The organism is Wolbachia endosymbiont of Drosophila incompta (assembly GCF_001758565.1).
GTDB lineage: Bacteria > Pseudomonadota > Alphaproteobacteria > Rickettsiales > Anaplasmataceae > Wolbachia > Wolbachia pipientis.
Map to the genome: position 1 here is coordinate 17,542 of NZ_CP011148.1, position 20,051 is coordinate 37,592.

Here is a 20,051-nt window from a genome sequence, read left to right on the forward strand (position 1 = left end):
TGTGGTGGAAATGTTAAAAAGTTTATGTGGTTTTTTCTGTGATATAAAGCAAGAAATACGAAGAATTGCTTGGGTAAAGAAACAGGAGGTGTTGTCATCTCTATTTGTTGTAATGATTGTTATATTATGCTTTTCGATTTTCTTCTGTTTTGTGGATTTTATGTCTCTTTACGTAATTAAGGCTTTATTTGGAATTATTTATGGAATGTGAATATAAATGGTATATCATTAAAGTTGATTATGGATATGAGCAAAACATACGCGAATTGGTAAGTAATGCTGTTTATTTTAAGGAAGTGTTTATTCCTTATCAAACGGTATGTAATTCAAAGTCTGATATAAAAGAATTATGTGAAGTGTATGTATATATGCATCTGTGTGATGAAAGCAAAAATATTTTGAATCAAACGCCTGGATTCTGCAGTGGCGAATCTGGTGATTTTGAGATGATTTCAGATGATGAGATAAGTTTAAAGTGTAAAGAATTTAATAGATATAAATGGTATATCTTGAGAGTTGCTTCCAATTGTGAAGAGAAAGTGCGCCAACATATATTGGAAAATTCTATGAGATTGGGTGTTAATGATTACTTTAAGGAAGTTTTTATTCCATATGAAGAGCTAAGTGAAGTAGAGTTGAAATCTAAGAAAATTGCTACACGAAGGAAATGCTTTCCTGGTTATGTCTTTTTATACGTGAATTTATGCGATGAAGTATTGAATTTTATCAATAATATACCAAAATCTCTTAAGGTTTATGGATTTTTGAAAAACGGTAATATTCCAAAGGTGATTTTGGATGATGAGATTCACTCAATGTGTAATGCACTTTATAATGCTCAAGAGACAAAGAAGTTAGGTTATGGTTATGAAAAAGGTGAAAAAGTGAAAATTAATGATGGTCTTTTTCAAAATTTTACTGGTAAGGTAAATATGGTAAACGATGAGAAAAAAATTATTAATGTGGAAGTATCGATTTTAGGTAAGCCGACAATAATAGAGCTTGATCTGGCTCAAGTAGAGAAAATAGAGGATTAATTATGAGTGTTATAGTTGCTAAGATTAACTTACTTATGGAAGCTGGGAAAGCAGTTCCAGGACCGAAAATTGCTTCAGTACTTGGTCCACGTGGTATACCTGTTCCTAAGTTTTGTGAAGCTTTTAATAAAGTTACTAGTGCTGCTAACGCTAATTATAAAGTAGGCGATTTAGTAACAGTGCGAATTTCCATAAAGGATGATCGCTCTCATGATTTTACTGTCAGCGGTCCGCCTGTGGCTTATTTACTTAAGCAGGAGGCTAAATTAAGTAAAAGTTCTGGTAATCCTGGTAAAGAATTAGTGGCTAAATTACCTATGTCTGCTATAATTAAAGTAGCAAAGTGCAAGATGGTTGATATGAAAGTGGATAATGAAGATTCAGCAGTGAAAATGGTTGTAGGCACTGCAAAATCTATGGGTATAGAAGTTGTGGAAGGTTAGGTAAATGAATACATATAATGATAATCCTAAGCAGTGTTTGAAGAAGATTGTTGAGTCTACTTCAGCAAAATTTAATGAATCAGTTGATATTGCGGTCAATTTAGGCGTAGATTCACGTAAATCTGAAGAGCAGGTGCGTGGTACAGTAGTTTTGCCTAAAGGTATCGGGAAGAATATTAAAGTAGCTGTTTTTGCTCAAGATAAACATTTATTAGAAGCTGAAAAAGCTGGTGCTGATATTGCAGGAGGAGAGGATTTAGTTGAAGAAATAAAAAAAGGTAGAAAGTTAGATGTTGATTGGTGCATTACTACTCCTGATTTTATGGCAAAAATCACTCCTATTGCAAAAGTATTGGGTGCTAAAGGGCTGATGCCTAACCCTAAATTTGGTACTGTGACTTCTAACATTGCAGAAGCTATTAAAACCATTAAGTCTGGTCAGGTAAAATTTAGAACAGATAAAAATGGTGTTATTCATGGTAAATTAGGAAATATTAAATTTGATATTGATGACTTGCTAGAAAATTTAAAAGCCTTTCTTAAAGTAATTAAAGATAATAAACCTATTTCTGCGAAAGGAATTTACTTTAAGGGTGTTTTTTTAAATTCAACTATGGGTAAAGCTTATAAGATAGGCAAAGTGGAAGATATAATTTAAGGGAGTGATACCGTGAAGCGTAAAGATAAGGATGAATTTATACAGAGCACAATAAACGTATTTGTAAATAATGATTTCTTGATATTAGTAAATTTTAAATCTATAAATGCTAATGATTCATTAACTCTGAGGAATAGTCTGAAGTCTATAGCAGGTGGGGTATTAGTAGTTAAAAACACTCTAGCGCGCTTGGCTTTGGAAAGGACTGGTAAATTCTCTTATTTATCAGGCAAATTTTCCGGTCCTGTTGCTATTATATACTCTAGTGGCATAGTAGAAGCTGCAAAATTAATAGTTGATTTTACTAATGCTAACAAAGAAAAAATGTCTGTGATTTGCGCAGCTCATTTAAATGAATTGTTAACAGTGGAAGATGTTAATAAACTGGCTAAGTTGCCTTCTCTGGATGAATTGCGTGTTAAAATTATGCGTTTAATATCTTATGATATTCCTGCTCGGTTAGCGTTGTCTATTAATTCATCTTCTATGAGGCTTATGAGAGTTTTGGATTATTATAGTTCTAAAAAATAAATTTGTTGTTAAGTAAGGTGGTAATTATGAGTAATGTAACAAGTGATTTGGTTGATAAAATATTATCTTTAAACCTATTAGAGGCTTCTGAACTTGTAAAAGTTTTAGAAGAGAAAATAGGGTTGCCTGCTGGTTCTTTTCTTGGTGGAGCTGTTGGTGCTGGGGCGCCTATTGGTGATAATGCTGCTGCTCCTGCTGCTCAAGAAAAAGCTGAGTATAAAGTTGTGATTAAAGAAATTGATGCGAGTAAAAAAATAGGAGTTATTAAAGCTGTGAGAGAGGTTAATTCTACATTGGGTTTAAAAGAAGCAAAAGAGTTGGTTGAATCTTTACCTAAAGATTTGACTGCTAATGTTCCTAAAGACGAAGCAGAAAAAATCAAGCAAAAACTTATTGAAGCAGGAGCAACTAAAGTGGAGCTTGAATAATATTTAATGTATTAATTTTATATTGATATAGCTCTTTTAATTAGTTTGGGGTATTTTAATGGTTGATTCTTCTTATATGTACGCTTCTGGTGCTTTTGTTCCTAGAGTTTCTTATTCTAGGTCGATTGATTTAAAAGATTCTTTATTGGATTTGGTTAAGGTTCAAAAAGAATCATATGATTCTTTTACTCCTAAGAATAAGGGTAATGAAAGACTTGAAGTTATCTTTCATACAATCTTTCCAATAAATGATCCTTTGCGTAGGTCTACTATTGAGTTTATAAGTTGTAGGGTAGATGATCCTAAGTATGATGAATCTGAGTGTATAAAGCGTGGTGTAACTTTTTCTGCTCAGGTTATTGCTTCTATACGTCTTGTTGTTATGCAGGATGGTATTTCTCTTGATGAATATAAATCGATTAAAGAGAGTGGAGGTCATTCTAAACTTGCAACCGTTGTAAAATCTATAGAAGAGCAGAAAGTCCACTTTTGTGGGTTGCCTATGATGACTGATAAGGGCACTTTCATCATTAATGGTGTGGAAAAAGTTATCGTCTCACAAATGCATAGGTCTCCTGGTGTATTTTTTGATAGCGATAAGGGAAAAACTTACAATTCTGGTAAATTGATCTATTCTGCTAGAATTATTCCTTATAGGGGTTCTTGGCTTGATATTGAATTTGATGTTAAAGACCATTTGTATTTTCGTGTTGATAGAAAAAGAAAATTGCCAATTTCAGTTTTATTAAAGGCGTTGGGTCTATCAAATAATGATATACTCGATAGATTTTATGAGAAAATAAAGTATGTAAAACATAAAGATGGTTGGAAAGTGCCTTTTGTTCCTGATAAATTTAAAGGAGTGAGGCTGCCTTTCGACTTAATGGATATTGAAGGTAATGTGCTGCTTAAAGCTAACGTTCGTATTACCTCAAGACTAGCTAAAAAGCTATATGATAATGAATTGAAAGAGTATCTGGTTCCGTTTAATTCTATATGTGGTTTATTCCTCGCAGAAGATTTAATGGATAGTGCTAGCTCTACGAAAATTTTATCTGCTGGTGAATCTATAAAGCTGGAAGACATAAAGAAGCTTGAGTTATTATCTGTAGATGAAATATCAGTGTTGAACATAGATAATTTGTTTGTTGGACCTTATATATTAAATACGCTTTTCTTAGATGAAAACATGTCTTATCAGGATGCACTATATGAAATATATAGAGTTTTGCGTCCTGGTGAAGTTCCTGTTTTAGAGATAGTAGAAGAGTTTTTCCGTAATCTTTTCTTCAGTCCGGAATATTATGATTTGTCTAACATTGGTAGGTTGAAGCTTAACTCTTACCTTGGATTAAATTATGATGAGGATTTAACTGTTTTAACGCATGAAGATATTATTGAAATTGTGAAAAAAATAGTATTGTTACGTGACGGTCAAGGATCTGTAGATGATATTGATCATTTAGGAAACAGAAGAGTAAGATCAGTTGGAGAGTTTATAGAAAATCAATTTAGAACTGGGTTGTTGAAATTGGAACGCGCAATAGTTGATTCTATGTCCACTTCTAGTTTAGATAAAGTTTCTCCATCTGATTTTATTAATCCAAAAGTGTTAACTAATGTCTTAAGAGATTTCTTCAATTCTTCTCAATTATCTCAATTTATGGATCAGACTAATCCGTTATCTGAAATAACACATAAAAGAAGGTTATCCGCGTTAGGTCCTGGCGGTTTAATAAGAGAACGGGCAGGATTTGAGGTGCGTGATGTTCATCCAACTCATTATGGAAGAATTTGCCCTATTGAGACTCCTGAAGGGCAAAATATAGGGTTAATCAACAGCTTAGCTATATACGCGCGTATTAATAAATATGGTTTCATTGAAAGCCCTTATAGAAAAGTGTCAATAGGGTTGTTACTGATCAAATTGAGTATCTTTCTGCTATAGACGAAGGCTCACATCATATAGCTGACACTAGCGTAAAGCTTGATGAAAATAATTGCTTTGTTGATGACATGCTATACTGTAGATATGCTGGTAGCTTCGTCATGGTAAGTAGCGACCAAGTTAGTTACATTGACGTATCTCCTAAGCAGGTAATATCAGTTGCAGCTTCCTTGATTCCATTTTTAGAAAATGATGATGCTAATAGAGCATTAATGGGCTCAAATATGCAACGTCAGGCCGTACCTTTATTGAAGCCTACCGCTCCTCTGGTTGCTACTGGTATGGAGTCTTTTGTAGCTTCTGGCTCTGGTGCTGTAGTTTTAGCAAAACGCGATGGCATAGTTGATAGTTCTGATAGTAACTCTATAGTTATACGTGCTTTTGATAAAGAAAGGGTTAACTACTTGGACGTAGATATTTATCATCTAAGGAAATTTCAGCGTTCTAACCATAATACTTGTATTAATCAAAGACCGCTAGTGTGCGTAGGTGATTATGTTAAAAAGGGTGATGTAATAGCTGATGGTCCTGCAATTAACAGTGGTGAGTTGGCGCTTGGTAAAAATTTGCTAGTCGCTTTTATGTCTTGGCAAGGTTATAATTTTGAAGACTCTATTATTATTTCTAGTGAAGTTGTTAAAAAAGATCTCTTTACTTCTATTCATATAGAAGAATTTGACTGTGTTGTACATGATACCCCTTTAGGATCAGAAAAAATAACTCGTGCTATACCTGGTGTTAATGAAGAAAATCTATATCACTTGGATGATAGTGGTATAGTGAAAATTGGTACAAGAGTTGGTCCAGGCTATATTCTGGTAGGTAAAGTTACACCTAAACCTTCTCTTTCATTGCCTCCTGAAACGAAGTTATTAATGACAATTTTTGGTGAAAAGTCATTCGATTGTGCGGATTCCTCTTTATATACATCTCCAGATGTTGAAGGGACAGTAATTGATGTACAAGTCTTTACACGCAGGGGGGTTGAAGAAAATGAAAGGGCATTACTCATCAAACAAAAAGAGATAAATGACTGTGAGGAAGAGCGAGATTATATAATCAATGTTACTAGTGAATATTTCTATGATGAACTGAAGAAACTTCTTATTAATTCTGGTTCTCAAGATCGAGAAAAATTTGACTCTATTGAACGTGAGCAATGGTGGGGTATAGGATTAAAAAACCAATCCATTTCTGAGCAAGTTAAGAGCTTAAAAAAAGATTTTGATGAAAAAGTATCACATGCAATAGCACAGTTTAAGCGAAAAGTAGAAAAATTACATGAAGGTTATGACCTGCCTCAAGGTGTGTCGATGTCAGTAAAAGTTTTCATTGCTGTGAAACATAGTCTGCAACCAGGGGATAAAATGGCTGGTAGACATGGAAATAAAGGTGTGATTTCTCGAGTTGTGCCAGTGGAAGATATGCCTTATTTGGAAGATGGTACTCCTGTTGATATTATTCTTAACCCTCTTGGTGTTCCTTCACGAATGAATGTAGGGCAAATACTGGAAACGCATGTAGGTTGGGCTTGTAGAAAATTAGGGGAAAAGGTAAGTAATATTCTCGATGAGATCAATAAGATCAAAAGTGCTTTTTGCAAGGGAATTAGGTCCCTTAACGATGATAATTTTACACAATTTGCAGTAGCATACCTTGATAATAAAAAAATTGAAAATATTGATGATGATGAAATAACGGCTTCTGTTTTAAATACACCTAATAAGAATGCACTAAATGACGAGTTGAATGAGTTAGTAGAGAACTATTTGAACTCTTGTAAAAGTTCATACAGCAATTTACGTAACTTCCTGATTGAGGTTTATAGCTATGGCAGTAACGTATCTATCTGTAATGATATTCGTAATATTAGTGATAATAATCTCATTGAATTTGCACGCAAATTACGTGATGGCGTTCCTGTTGCTGCACCTGTATTTGAGGGTCCAAAAGATGAACAAATAGCAAAATTATTTGAACTTGCTGGTTTAGATAACTCTGGACAAGCTGTATTATATGACGGTTGCAGTGGTGAAAAATTCGACCGCAAGGTTACAGTTGGTTACATGTACATGCTTAAGTTGCACCACTTGGTTGATGGTAAAATTCATGCGCGTTCAGTAGGGCCTTATAGTTTGGTTACTCAACAACCTCTTGGAGGAAAATCTCATTTTGGTGGTCAGCGTTTTGGTGAAATGGAATGTTGGGCATTACAAGCCTATGGTGCTGCTTATACTTTGCAGGAAATGTTAACTGTGAAGTCTGATGATATTAATGGTAGAGTTAAGATTTATGAATCGATAATAAAAGGTGACAGTAATTTTGAATGTGGAATTCCTGAATCCTTTAATGTGATGATAAAAGAACTACGTTCTTTATGTTTAAATGTAGATTTAAAGCAAAATGATGTAGTGATTGAAGATATATCTCACACTAACATTGCACAACCTTTTAATGAGGTTAGCATATCGATTGCTAGCCCTGAAAGTATTAAGCGTATATCTTGTGGTGAGATAGAAGATGTTTCAACTGCAAATTATCGTACGTTCAAAGTTGAGAAAGGTGGATTATTTTGCCCTAAGGTTTTTGGCCCTGTCAATGACGATGAATGTTTATGTGGAAAATACAAAAAAAGAAGACACAGAGGTCGCATATGCGAAAAATGCGAAGTAGAAGTTACATCTTCTAAAGTAAGAAGAGAAAGGATGGGTCATATAGAGCTTGCATCTCCTGTTGCTCATATATGGTTTTTGAAATCGCTTCCTTCAAGAATTGGAGCATTATTGGATATGTCTCTCAGAGATATTGAGAATATTTTATATAGCGATAATTATATCGTAATAGATCCTCTTGTTTCGCCTTTTGAAAAAGGTGAGATTATTAGTGAAAAAGCTTATAATGAAGCTAAAGATAGCTATGGGATCGATAGTTTTGTAGCTATGCAAGGTGTTGAAGCTATAAGAGAGTTGCTAACGCACCTTGATTTACATGAAATTAGGAAGGATTTAAGACTAGAATTAGAATCTGTTGCTTCTGAGATAAGAAGAAAGAAAATTATAAAGAGATTGCGTATTGTTGAAAACTTCATTAAATCTGGAAATAGGCCTGAGTGGATGATACTTACAACTATACCTATTTTACCACCTGATTTGCGTCCTTTGGTATCGCTTGAGAGTGGTCGTCCTGCAGTTTCTGATCTGAATCATCATTATAGGACTATTATTAATAGAAATAACAGGTTGAGAAAATTGTTGAGCTTAAATCCTCCTGAGATTATGATTCGTAATGAAAAAAGGATGTTACAAGAAGCAGTTGATTCTCTTTTTGATAATAGTCGTCGTAATACTTTGGTAAATAAAGCTGGTGCTGTTGGATATAAAAAGTCCATTAGTGATATGTTAAAAGGAAAACAGGGTCGTTTTCGCCAGAACCTCTTAGGAAAAAGGGTAGACTACTCTGGACGTTCTGTAATAGTTGTTGGTCCAACTTTGAAACTAAATCAGTGTGGATTACCAAAAAGAATGGCTCTTGAACTATTCAAACCTTTTGTTTACTCAAAGCTTAAGATGTATGGTATGGCTCCAACTATTAAGTTTGCTAGTAAGTTGATAAGAGCAGAAAAACCAGAAGTTTGGGATATGCTTGAAGAGGTAATAAAAGAGCATCCTGTTTTGTTGAATAGAGCGCCTACGCTACATAGACTTGGTATTCAGGCTTTTGAGCCAATCCTTATTGAAGGCAAAGCAATACAGCTTCATCCGCTTGTCTGTACGGCGTTTAATGCTGATTTTGATGGTGATCAAATGGCAGTGCATGTGCCAATTTCATTGGAAGCTCAGCTTGAAGCTAGGGTGTTGATGATGTCCACTAATAACGTTTTAAGTCCTTCTAATGGCAGACCGATTATAGTTCCTAGTAAAGATATAGTACTTGGTATATATTATCTGACTTTACAAGAACCTAAGGAAGATAATTTACCATCTTTTGGTGCTTTTTGTGAAGTTGAGCATTCCTTGAGTGATGGTACTTTACATATTCATTCTAGTATAAAGTATAGGATGGAGTATATTAATAGCAGCGGTGAAACTCACTATAAAACTGTTTGTACAACTCCTGGCCGTTTAATATTATGGCAAATTTTTCCTAAGCATGAGAATCTAGGCTTCGATCTAATAAATCAGATATTAACAGTCAAGGAAATAACTGGTATAGTTGATTTGGTATATCGTAACTGTGGTCAAAGTGCTACAGTGGCATTTTCTGATAAATTAATGGTACTTGGCTTTGAGTATGCCACATTTTCTGGTGTCTCTTTTGGTCGTTGTGATATGGTTATACCTGAAACTAAAGCTACACATGTTGATCACGCGAGGGGTGAAATTAAGAAATTCTCTATGCAATATCAAGATGGGCTAATAACTAGAAGTGAGAGGTATAACAAGGTTATAGATGAATGGTCTAAGTGTACGGATATGATAGCTAATGATATGTTAAAAGCAATATCTATATATGATGGAAATAGTAAGTACAACTCAGTGTATATGATGGTTAACTCTGGTGCAAGGGGTTCTACTTCACAGATGAAACAGCTAGCAGGAATGCGAGGGCTCATGACCAAACCTTCTGGTGAGATTATAGAAACACCTATAATTTCTAATTTCCGTGAAGGATTGAACGTATTTGAATACTTTAATTCTACTCACGGTGCGCGTAAAGGTTTAGCTGACACTGCACTTAAAACTGCAAACTCTGGATACTTAACTCGTCGTTTAGTTGATGTATCTCAAAATTGCATAGTTACAAAGCATGACTGTAAAACAAAAAATGGTCTTGTTGTGAGAGCTACAGTTGAAGGAAGTACTATAGTTGCATCTCTAGAGAGTGTTGTGCTGGGTAGAACAGCTGCAAATGATATATATAACCCAGTGACAAAAGAATTATTAGTAAAAGCAGGGGAATTAATTGATGAGGATAAAGTAAAGCAAATCAGCATTGCAGGTCTTGATGTTGTAAAAATTAGATCGCCTTTAACTTGTGAAATAAGTCCTGGTGTATGTTCTTTATGTTATGGAAGAGACCTTGCAACTGGTAAAATTGTTTCAATAGGTGAAGCAGTTGGTGTTATAGCTGCTCAATCTGTTGGAGAGCCAGGTACTCAGTTAACGATGCGTACTTTTCATATAGGTGGAGTAATGACTAGAGGCGTTGAATCCTCGAATATTATAGCTTCTATTAATGCTAAAATAAAGTTAAACAATAGTAATATAATTATAGATAGAAACGGAAATAAAATTGTGATAAGCCGTTCCTGTGAAGTCGTGTTGATTGATAGCCTTGGTAGTGAGAAGTTGAAGCACAGTGTACCTTACGGCGCTAAGCTTTATGTAGATGAGAGTGGGTCAGTAAAAATTGGCGATAAAGTTGCGGAATGGGATCCTTATACATTGCCTATTATCACGGAGAAGACTGGTACAGTGTCTTATCAGGACTTAAAAGATGGAATTTCGATCACTGAAGTGATGGATGAATCTACAGGAATATCAAGCAAAGTAGTAAAAGACTGGAAATTGCATTCTGGTGGAGCTAATTTACGTCCTCGTATTGTGCTGCTTGACGATAATGGTAAAGTAATGACACTCGCAAGTGGCGTTGAAGCATGTTATTTTATACCAATCGGTGCAGTGCTCAATGTACAAGATGGTCAGAAGGTTCATGCAGGTGATGTTATTACAAGAACACCAAGAGAGTCAGTTAAAACTCGTGATATTACTGGTGGTTTACCGAGGGTTATAGAGTTATTTGAAGCACGTCGTCCTAAAGAGCATGCTATTGTTAGTGAGATAGATGGCTATGTAGCGTTTTCTGAAAAAGACCGTAGAGGAAAACGCAGTATATTAATTAAACCTGTAGATGAACAAATTTCTCCAGTTGAATATTTGGTATCAAGAAGTAAGCATGTAATAGTCAATGAAGGTGATTTTGTACGTAAAGGTGATCTATTGATGGATGGTGACCCTGATCTCCATGATATTTTACGTGTGCTTGGGTTAGAAGCTTTAGCGCACTATATGATTTCTGAAATACAGCAAGTTTATAGATTGCAGGGTGTTCGTATAGACAATAAGCATTTAGAGGTGATCTTAAAACAAATGCTACAAAAAGTGGAAATTACTGATCCTGGTGATACTATGTACTTGGTTGGCGAAAGCATTGACAAGCTGGAAGTTGATAGGGAAAATGATGCTATGAGTAACTCTGGCAAACGGCCTACTCATTATCTTCCTATTCTGCAGGGGATTACTAGGGCAAGTCTTGAAACTAGCTCCTTTATTTCTGCTGCCTCTTTCCAAGAGACAACAAAAGTACTTACAGAAGCAGCATTCTGCGGGAAGAGTGATCCTTTAAGTGGATTAAAAGAAAATGTTATAGTAGGAAGATTAATTCCTGCTGGTACAGGTTTGATTATGAATAAGATCAGAGCACTTTCACTTTGTGATAATGTGGATAAATATGAAAAATATTTTGATATTGAAACTTATGACGAGGAATGGTTGATGGATAATGGTTGTCATTTACACTCTGGTGAGGAAGAGAGCGTAGTGGCATACGATCAGTCGAATTGAGTACAGCTAGTGTGTCTCTTGACCAAAAAAGCCAATAATATTTTCTTTCACTTCTGTGCTATCTGTCATGTTATTTACTCTCACACGAAATTCAGATGAGCCTTGAAGCCCGCTACTGTACCAACCTATGTGTTTGCGGGCCATCTTTATTCCTGTGTCATTTCCATAGTACTCAAGAATATTGTCGTAATGCTCGAGTATGATGCTTAATCTCTCTGAAGCTGTTGGCTCAGAAGTTTCACTTCCACTGAGAAAGTTCATTGCTTGATTAATCAGCCAAGGTTTACCGTAGGCACCACGACCTATCATCACTCCGTCTGCTCCAGATTCTTTGAGAGCATTCTGAATATCATTTAAATTTTTAATATCGCCATTTACTATAACTGGAATTTTCACTTGCTCTTTAACATTTCTAACGAATTTCCAATCTGCTTGACCATTATAAAGCTGCGCTCTTGTTCTTCCATGCACAGTGATCATTTTTGCTCCTAAGTCTTCGGCAATTTTCGCAAGTCTCGAGGCATTGCGATTTTCATCGTTCCATCCAGTGCGCATTTTCACCGTAACTGGCATATTCACTGCTTTGACCACAGCTTCAATTATCTCAGCGGCTTTTTTCTCATCACGCATTAGCGCTGATCCTGCATAACCGTTTACAACTTTTTTAACAGGGCAACCAAAGTTTATGTCTATAATTTTTGCTCCCATGTCCTCGTTTAATTTTGCAGCCTCCGCCATAACATCTGGCTCACACCCAGCAAGCTGCACAGCAGTTAATGCATCGACTTTTGCTTTTTGCAAACTCTGGCGAGTTTGCATAATCATAGCTCTGCTTGCGATCATCTCTGAAACTAACAAACTTGCACCAAGTTTCTTCACAATACTTCTAAACGGATAATCAGTCACTCCAGACATTGGAGCTAAAATAACTGGAGAATCAATTGTCAAATTTCCTATTTGGAGGGGCATAAGGTCAATGGTAATTTTTCATTGATTACATAATGCAACACAAACTTGCATTCTCCCTTGAAATAGAAGACTGAGATGTTTTCGTCCTTGGCGGACGCTTACGATTTCTTAGATCTTCCTTACATTTCTCATCTTCTATAAGCGCTCTTGTAAATTCTTCTCTTTTCTCATTCAAATCAAATTTATATTCTGATAACTTTTTGTCAATTTCGTCAAATGATTTGTCTTCGTTAAGCATTTGTGTAATTTTTACCCCGTACTAAAATTTCAGATATTATAGCCTTTTACTTGTTTCCGGACAACCTCTTAGTTGGGGAAATTCTTATGTCTAATACCCATTCCTCTTTTTGCAGTTCTCTTTTAACAATATTTAGCACATTATCTGGCAATTGATTACCAAATGAGTCACAGTAATAAGCTCTAAATTTTTTATCACCTGCATCAGGTTTAATAACCAAAGTTACCCAATGATTGTTGTTAATATGAAGAACCGAAGTAAATATCAATTTAGAATTTTGTTTTAATTCACCTCTATAATTCTGAAGAAATTCTTTTGTGAGTTCGTCCCAACCATTAGAATAGCTAGGAGCAAGAAAATAGACATTATTATTACTATGTTCACTTTGTGAGTACCCATACACAACTCTTGCAATATGTGTAATGTCATCATCACATAACCAGTAAGCATAATTTCCTCTGTTTGTCTGATGCACAAGAGTGTCCAAATTTTCATGAAACTCTTTACCACCCAAACCACTATCTTTTGAAGCAATAGAACTTCTGCGACTACTGTTCTCTGAAACAGTTGACCCATCTTCATTATCTGGTCCAGGAAAAATACCACTATCCTCATCTGGAGTTTTTTGCTCACCTTGACTTGCTCTTTTTCCATTAATATAACCCTTCGCTAAGTAAAATAAAGGTTCAACAACCATTTTGTATGCTACTGTAAGAATTGTTCCCATTAAAACCCAAACTACGGGGTTAGAGATGAGCATAGCAAGTGGAAAGGTCAATAGAGGGGATCCTATTACCGCCCCTAAACAGCCAGCAGCGAATGTGGCTGCTAGGCATACACAAGTAGCGTAGATAACGAATTCCTCACCAGCAAAGTAAGTGCTCTCTTTCTGATTATTTTTTGTAATGCCCAACATACTACACCCTATGAACGCTAAGTTAATTAAATTTAAACAAATTCTAACAAAAAAATCAACCATAATAATTTTAGTAGTATGAGAATATATTGAATATTAAGAGCTTTTGGAGTACAGTAACAATGTTAGTAATAGCACAATATATGCACGATATAGAATATATACGCAAAAACCCTGAAGGATTTGAAAAGGCAATGAAAAGCAGGGGAATTAGAGAATCTACTGCGGAAGAGATATTAGAAATCGATCACGAGAAAAGATCATTAACCACTAAACTGCAGGATTTGAATAGGCAGCGCAATGAAATCACAGAGGAAATAAAAAAGCTTAAAATGAGCAAGAGCCCCTGTGAAGAGCAAATAGAGTTGTCAAAAAGCATCACAAATGAGATAGAGGCAATCAGCTTAAAAGAACAAGCAGAAAAGGATAAGTTAGTGAATGTTTTATCTAACTTGCCGAATATTCCTGCGCAAGATGTGCCAATAGGCGCAGATGAGAACTCTAATTTAGAGGTGAGAAGATATGGAGGAAAAAGACAGTTTGATTTTGTACCAGAATCTCATTATGAACTCGGAGAAAAATTAGGTTTAATGGACTTCGAACAAGCGGCGAGAATTTCCGGATCAAGATTTACGATATTAAAAGGACAGTTAGCTAAGCTTGGACGAGCGCTAATAAATTGTATGCTTGAAATGCATGTTAATGAATTTGGCTATACTGAGGTGTACCACCCGGCTTTGGTGAAAAACGAAGCTATGTATAATGTTGGTCAGCTACCGAAATTTTCTGACGATTCGTATTTAACTACCGACGAATTGAGGTTGATTCCCACAAGTGAAGTGTTTTTAACAAATTTAGTTGCTGACAAAATAATGGAAGAAAAAGAACTGCCTATTCGCTTTACTGCATATTCGGAGTGCTTTCGTAAAGAAGCAGGTAGTGCAGGTCGCGATACCAGGGGCATGATAAGGCAACACCAATTTGGTAAAGTGGAGTTGGTAAGCATCACAACTGAAGACCAATCAAATGATGAGCTTGAGCGTATGACGAGTGTTGCTGAAGAGATATTAAAAAAATTAGAATTGCCATACAGAGTAATGCTGCTTTGCAGTGGCGATATGGGTTTTGCTGCACAAAGGACTTATGACATAGAGGTATGGTTACCTGGGCAAAATAAATATAGAGAAATATCAAGCTGCTCAAATTGTGGTGCATTTCAAGCAAGAAGGATGAACGCTAAATACTCTTCAGAAACTGATAAAAAGATGAAAAAATATATTCACACTTTAAACGGCTCAGCTTTAGCTATAGGAAGAACGATTATTGCCATAATGGAAAATTATCAAAATTCTGACGGGTCGATTGCAATACCAAACGTGTTGCAAAAATACATGAGTAATGATACTGTTATAAGCAAATAATAATTTTGACATATAGAAAAGCGAGGAAATAAAGATGAAGGTTCTGGTTATAGGTTCTGGTGGGCGTGAGCACGCTCTACTTTGGGCTCTAAAAAAATCTCCTATCTTGACTGAGTTATATGTAACTCCTGGTCGCCAAGCTATGAAAGATCTTGGGGCTCTTGTGGATGTAAATATTCAAAATTCAGTGGATGTTACACAATTTTGCAAGAGAGAAAATATAGAGTTGGTTGTTATTGGTCCAGAACAACCAATAATTGATGGGCTTGCTGATGATTTAGTTGCAGAGGGAATAAATGTTTTTGCTCCAAGTCAAGCAACTGCAAAACTTGAGGGATCGAAGTCTTTCACCAAGGGACTATGTAAGCGATATGGTATACCAACTGCCAAGTACGAGTGTTTTGTTGATGAAGGGTTAGCTAAAGATTTTGTACGTAGCAATAAAATAAAGTTTCCACTTGTAGTGAAAGCAAATGGAATTGCAGCAGGAAAAGGGGTGGTTATATGTAATACAGAAAGCGAAGCTTTTTCAGCAATAAATTCAATGCTAGTGGAGAAAAAATTTGGTGAATCAGGTGAAGAAATAATCATAGAAGAGTTTTTAGTTGGAGAAGAAGTAAGTTTTTTTGCTCTTATTGATGGGTTGAAAGTAGTACCTCTTGGGTGTGCAAAAGATTATAAGAGAGTTGATGAAAGTAATGAAAGCCAAAATACTGGAGGTATGGGGTCGTACTCATCACCTTCAATTATAAGTAAGGACATGGAGCAAAAAATTATCCAAAAAATAATATACCCTACAGCTCAAGCATTGGTTAACATGGGTACGTCTTATAAAGGAGTACTCTTTGCTGGTTTAATGATTTGCAAAGATAGCCCAAAACTTCTCGAGTATAACGTTAGATTCGGTGATCCAGAAACGCAATCTATATTACCTAGATTTGATTCAAATTGCGATTTGTTAAAATTGATGTTGTCAGTTGCAGAAGGAAAGTTAAATGTCAAAATGGTGGAACTTAACAACAAATCTACAGTTTGTGTAGTTGTTGCAAGTAAAGGCTATCCGGGTGATTATCAAAAGGGAGAAGTAATTAAAGGATTAGATAAGATTGAAAGCATTCCTGGTGTGTTGGTGTTTCATGCTGGTACTAAATTCGATGAAAGTGGTAACTTAGTTTCCGATGGCGGAAGAGTGCTAAATATAGTAGCAGAAGGGAGCACTATAGAGGAAGCCAAAAGTAAGGTGTACTCAGCATTAAATTTTTTAGAATGGCCAGGGGGCTTCTTCAGATACGATATCGGTAGTTAATGTTAGCTGTCGGTTAGCAGGTGGTTCACAGAAACGAAAAACTTCCTTGACAAACTCCGCCAGCCCCCTTATCATAAAATTGAAGCTATTGTATTTGCTTTCGCCAATCTGCAGATTAAAAGGTAAGGATTACTTAATGTATCAGCGTCTTATGTTCAATTTTTTGCAGTATATAGATACTGTATGTCTTTACAAAACTTCATCTACATCTAGATTTTTATCTAAATAAGCTGAACGCGCTTATAAAGCGTTACAAGACATCAAAAAATGCCAATACTCGACAGAGATAGTAAAAGACTAGCTAATTCGGGGATTCTTTGTCTTTTTTTCTGCTTGGTAAATTTCTTAAACATTTGCAGCATAGGTGAGTTGCAATTAAAAGCAGCTAAATCTTGCTTGTCAAGCGTTTAAAACATAAAAAACGCCAATATTTTAAAGCAGATAATAACCCCAGGGCTTCTTTTGCCTTTTTTTTCATTTGGTAAATTTCTTAAATATTTATGGCTAAACGACAATCGTCATCCCGCAGCGGGATCTGGAGATACCGCGGCGGTATGACGTAGGGAAACCTTTCTTGGGTTAGCTATAAAACTAATCAGCATCTTGTTTAGCACATATAAATTAAGTTTCACAAATATAGTGCTAAACCTTGAAAATATGTTATAGCTACTTCTTCCAATTTAGTGGTGGGTTTTGACAGTACACATGTTATTTTACTAGCTACCAACTCAAGTGTCACAGAAGTTGCAATCATTTTAAATGTCACAGAAGTTGCAATCACTGCATTTATATTCTGTACTTTAACATTTACTCTACTTTCTATTAGAGGCTTTACCCCCCTTACATCATTACGTACAGCAGTATGATTTATTTCATTTTCAATTCCACTACTATGCTGCAACAAGATATCCCCATTAACTTTTATTTCAACATTTTTGTCACTACTACCATTGTTAAAATTTAATCCCTCATCTCTTCTACTTTGTCTTTTTTCTTTTAATTTTAATTCAGTTTCTCTTTTATCAAGGGTAGGAAATGGGATGTGAGTTTTTTCCTGACCATCTTGATTTATAGCTCTTGTTGTATTAAAAGCTTCGTTGCTTTTACATGATATTGTATAAGTAAGTGGTGTGTAGATTTTTTCTTCACTATCTGGATATTTTATAGTTATTGTTGCATTAAGAATGTCTTTCAGAATATCATTTTCTCTAGCTATGTCTAAAATTTTTTGAATAACTTTGCGATCATGTAATGCGGCAAGTAACTTATCAGTTACTTTTTGATTATTTTTATGTTTTATGGTTATTGTTGTGTTAAGAATGTCTTTCAGAATACCGTTTTCTTTAGCTACTCTTAACATTTTCTCAACAGCTATACTATCTTTACGTAGTATAGCATAAGCAAGTGGTGTGCAAGTTTCTTCCTGACCATCTGGATATTTTATAGTTGTTGTTGCGTCAAGAATGTCTTTCAGAATACCGTTTTCTTTAGCTACTCTTAACATTTTCTCAACAGCCATACTATCTTTACGTAGTATAGCATAAGCAAGTGGTGTAACAGTTACTCTCCGACCATCTAGACATTTTATAGTTATTGTTGCGTTAAGAATATCTTTCAGAATACTGTTCTCCTTAGAGATTTTTAAAATTTCTTCAATAGCTATACTATTTTCACGCAGTATAGCATAAGCAAGTAGTGTGTAAGTTACTTCCCGGCTATCTGAATGTTTTATAGTTGTTGTTGCGTCAAGAATGTCTTTCAGAATATCGTTTTCTTTAGCTACTCTTAACATTTTCTCAACAGCTATACTATCTTTACGTAGTATAGCATAAGTAAGCGGTGCGCAAGTTTCTTCATGACCATCTGGACATTTTATAGTTGTTGTTGCATCAAGAATATCTTTCAGAATACCGTTTTCTTTAGAGATTTTTAAAATTTCTTCAATAGCTTTGCTATTTTTACATGATATAGCGTAAGTAAGCGGTGTGTAAATTTCTTTCTGACCATCTAGATATTTTATAGTTGTTGTTGCGTCAAGAATGTCTTTCAGAATATCGTTTTCTTTAGAGACTTTTAAAATTTCTTCAATAGTTTTGCTATTTTTACATGATATGGCGTAAGTAAGCGGTGTGTAAATTTCTTCTTGACCATCTAGATATTTTATAGTTGTTGTTGCGTCAAGAATATCTTTCAGAATACTGTTCTCTTCAGCTGCTACTAGAATTTCTTTAATAATTTTGCCATCCTCCCAGAACATAGCATGAGCAAGTGGTGTGTAAGTCACTTCCCGGCTATCTAAATGTTTTATAGTTATTGTTGTGTCAAGAATATCTCTCAGAATACCGTTTTCTTTAGCTACTCTTAACACTTTCTCAACAGCTATACTATCTCTACGTAGTATAACATAAGCAAGTGGTGTGTAAGTCACTTCCCGGTCTAGATATTTCATGGTTGTTGTTGTGTTAAGAATATCTTTCAGAATACTGTTCTCTTCAGCTGCTACTAGAATTTCTTTAATAGCTTTGCTATCCTTCCAGAACATAGCATAAGCAAGTGGCGCGTAAGTCACTTCCTTGTTATCTGGATATCTTATAGTTGCTGTTGTGTTAAGAATATCTTTCAGAATACCGTTCTCCTTAGAGACTTTTAAAATTTCTTCAATAGCTATACTATCTTCATATAGTATAGCATAAGCAAGTGGTGTAACAGTTGCTCTCCGACCATCTGGATATTTTATAGTTGTTGTTGCGTTAAGAATATCTTTCAGAATACCGTTTTCTTTAGAGACTTTTAAAGTTTCTTCAATAGTTTTGCTATTTTTACATAATATGGCATAAGTAAGTGGTGTGCAAGTTTCTTCCTGACCACCTGGATATTTTATAGTTGTTGTTGCGTCAAGAATGTCTTTCAGAATACCGTTTTCTTTAGCTACTCTTAACATTTTCTCAACAGCTATACTATCTTTACGTAGTATAGCATAAGCAAGTGATATAATAGTTGATTCTTTACCCCGATGTTTACTTACTTCCGTAGTAAGAATCCTTTGTTTTTCCTTTTCAGATATTTTTTCTAGTTCTTCAGCAATGCTACTTTTTTTGCCTTCTATTTTTGATGCTAATTTTAAAATACTTTTTTCATCTTTCTCTTTCAATTTCGAATCGTTTACCTGATGAGTCATTTTTTTTCTCAAGGTCTTTCTTATTAAACTAAGCATAACATTTTCTCTCTTCGTGGTTATAATATTTGCTTTTATGAATCAGTTGTGTTGATAATGTATTAATTGCATAGTTCAGACATTGTTTTATAAAGCAAAATTTTAGTAGACCACCTTACAAGAACGTTTCTTGCTAATTCTGAATCCGAAAAAAGGACGCAGTAAAGTTATTTGTAAGGGAAGAATGAAACTTGTAGCTATAGCTAAACTGACTTACGATAATTTGAAAAACCGTCATCCCGCTGCTTGTTAGCGGGATCTAGAGATACCGCGGCGGGATGACGGTTCGCAGTGGTATGACGGTTCGCGGCGGGATGAG

14 protein-coding genes are annotated in these 20,051 nt (G+C 35.2%); 10 read left to right on the top strand and 4 right to left on the bottom strand.

Features of this window, described 5'->3' with window-relative positions; genetic code table 11:
• Positions 1-10: 10 nt before the first annotated feature.
• From secE to WG67_RS00115, 8 genes are read left to right on the top strand one after another with little or no spacing between them, the layout of a single operon-like run.
• Positions 11-211, top strand: coding sequence for a preprotein translocase subunit SecE (gene secE / locus WG67_RS00085; protein WP_022626186.1), 201 nt, complete (start codon positions 11-13; stop codon positions 209-211).
• Positions 201-1,037 carry a transcription termination/antitermination protein NusG gene (gene nusG, locus WG67_RS00090; protein ID WP_070356705.1) on the top strand — a complete coding sequence of 279 codons (837 nt, stop codon included), beginning with the start codon at positions 201-203 and terminating at the stop codon, positions 1,035-1,037. The genes secE and nusG overlap by 11 nt, the downstream gene beginning before the upstream one ends.
• 2 nt (positions 1,038-1,039) lie before the next feature.
• The gene (locus tag WG67_RS00095) at positions 1,040-1,480 is read left to right on the top strand and encodes a 50S ribosomal protein L11 (RefSeq protein WP_006279541.1); all 441 of its coding nucleotides are present in this window, start codon (positions 1,040-1,042) and stop codon (positions 1,478-1,480) included.
• A gap of 4 nt (positions 1,481-1,484) precedes the next feature.
• The gene (rplA, locus tag WG67_RS00100; protein WP_070356706.1) at positions 1,485-2,138 is read left to right on the top strand and encodes a 50S ribosomal protein L1; all 654 of its coding nucleotides are present in this window, start codon (positions 1,485-1,487) and stop codon (positions 2,136-2,138) included.
• A 12-nt stretch (positions 2,139-2,150) separates the two neighbouring features.
• Positions 2,151-2,669, top strand: coding sequence for a 50S ribosomal protein L10 (rplJ, locus tag WG67_RS00105; protein ID WP_006279539.1), 519 nt, complete (start codon positions 2,151-2,153; stop codon positions 2,667-2,669).
• 26 nt (positions 2,670-2,695) lie between these two features.
• The gene (gene rplL, locus WG67_RS00110; RefSeq protein WP_007551887.1) at positions 2,696-3,097 is read left to right on the top strand and encodes a 50S ribosomal protein L7/L12; all 402 of its coding nucleotides are present in this window, start codon (positions 2,696-2,698) and stop codon (positions 3,095-3,097) included.
• Positions 3,098-3,155: 58 nt separating this feature from the next.
• The gene (locus WG67_RS05760) at positions 3,156-5,045 is read left to right on the top strand and encodes a hypothetical protein (protein ID WP_083250443.1); all 1,890 of its coding nucleotides are present in this window, start codon (positions 3,156-3,158) and stop codon (positions 5,043-5,045) included.
• The gene (locus WG67_RS00115) at positions 5,042-11,668 is read left to right on the top strand and encodes a DNA-directed RNA polymerase subunit beta/beta' (RefSeq protein ID WP_083250444.1); all 6,627 of its coding nucleotides are present in this window, start codon (positions 5,042-5,044) and stop codon (positions 11,666-11,668) included. Before WG67_RS05760 ends, WG67_RS00115 begins: the two co-directional genes overlap by 4 nt.
• A 6-nt stretch (positions 11,669-11,674) precedes the next feature.
• Here WG67_RS00115 and dusB read toward each other — a convergent pair whose 3' ends face one another.
• Genes dusB through WG67_RS00130 form a run of 3 tightly spaced genes read right to left on the bottom strand, consistent with a single transcriptional unit; the run spans position 11,675 to position 13,791 of the window.
• On the bottom strand, positions 11,675-12,637 hold the full coding sequence (gene dusB / locus WG67_RS00120) for a tRNA dihydrouridine synthase DusB (protein WP_070356707.1): 963 nt from the start codon (positions 12,635-12,637) through the stop codon (positions 11,675-11,677).
• A gap of 25 nt (positions 12,638-12,662) precedes the next feature.
• Positions 12,663-12,875 carry a hypothetical protein gene (locus WG67_RS00125; protein ID WP_070356708.1) on the bottom strand — a complete coding sequence of 71 codons (213 nt, stop codon included), beginning with the start codon at positions 12,873-12,875 and terminating at the stop codon, positions 12,663-12,665.
• Between the two features lie 46 nt (positions 12,876-12,921).
• On the bottom strand, positions 12,922-13,791 hold the full coding sequence (locus WG67_RS00130) for a C48 family peptidase (protein ID WP_070356709.1): 870 nt from the start codon (positions 13,789-13,791) through the stop codon (positions 12,922-12,924).
• A 143-nt stretch (positions 13,792-13,934) separates the two neighbouring features.
• Here WG67_RS00130 and serS point away from each other — a divergent pair, with 143 nt between their 5' ends.
• Both serS and purD read left to right on the top strand, forming a co-directional pair.
• A complete protein-coding gene (gene serS, locus WG67_RS00135) occupies positions 13,935-15,212 on the top strand; it encodes a serine--tRNA ligase (RefSeq protein ID WP_038198549.1) in 1,278 nt (425 codons plus the stop codon).
• 34 nt (positions 15,213-15,246) lie between these two features.
• A complete protein-coding gene (purD, locus tag WG67_RS00140; protein ID WP_070356710.1) occupies positions 15,247-16,518 on the top strand; it encodes a phosphoribosylamine--glycine ligase in 1,272 nt (423 codons plus the stop codon).
• Between the two features lie 628 nt (positions 16,519-17,146).
• Here purD and WG67_RS00145 read toward each other — a convergent pair.
• Positions 17,147-19,732 (bottom strand): WD_0033/WD_0034 family tandem repeat-containing protein, encoded by a 2,586-nt coding sequence (locus tag WG67_RS00145; RefSeq protein ID WP_245683371.1) that lies wholly within the window; start codon positions 19,730-19,732, stop codon positions 17,147-17,149.
• Positions 19,733-20,051: the final 319 nt, after the last annotated feature.

Excerpts from the sequence above, each read along its gene's own strand:
- secE (WP_022626186.1), top strand. The coding sequence starts at position 11 with ATGTTAAAAAGTTTATGTGGTTTTTTCTGTGATATAAAGCAAGAAATA.
- nusG (WP_070356705.1), top strand. The coding sequence starts at position 201 with ATGGAATGTGAATATAAATGGTATATCATTAAAGTTGATTATGGATAT.
- WG67_RS00095 (WP_006279541.1), top strand. The coding sequence starts at position 1,040 with ATGAGTGTTATAGTTGCTAAGATTAACTTACTTATGGAAGCTGGGAAA.
- rplA (WP_070356706.1), top strand. The coding sequence starts at position 1,485 with ATGAATACATATAATGATAATCCTAAGCAGTGTTTGAAGAAGATTGTT.
- rplL (WP_007551887.1), top strand. The coding sequence starts at position 2,696 with ATGAGTAATGTAACAAGTGATTTGGTTGATAAAATATTATCTTTAAAC.
- WG67_RS05760 (WP_083250443.1), top strand. The coding sequence starts at position 3,156 with ATGGTTGATTCTTCTTATATGTACGCTTCTGGTGCTTTTGTTCCTAGA.
- dusB (WP_070356707.1), bottom strand. The coding sequence starts at position 12,637 with ATGCCCCTCCAAATAGGAAATTTGACAATTGATTCTCCAGTTATTTTA.
- WG67_RS00125 (WP_070356708.1), bottom strand. The coding sequence starts at position 12,875 with ATGCTTAACGAAGACAAATCATTTGACGAAATTGACAAAAAGTTATCA.
- WG67_RS00130 (WP_070356709.1), bottom strand. The coding sequence starts at position 13,791 with ATGTTGGGCATTACAAAAAATAATCAGAAAGAGAGCACTTACTTTGCT.
- serS (WP_038198549.1), top strand. The coding sequence starts at position 13,935 with ATGCACGATATAGAATATATACGCAAAAACCCTGAAGGATTTGAAAAG.
- purD (WP_070356710.1), top strand. The coding sequence starts at position 15,247 with ATGAAGGTTCTGGTTATAGGTTCTGGTGGGCGTGAGCACGCTCTACTT.
- WG67_RS00145 (WP_245683371.1), bottom strand. The coding sequence starts at position 19,732 with ATGCTTAGTTTAATAAGAAAGACCTTGAGAAAAAAAATGACTCATCAG.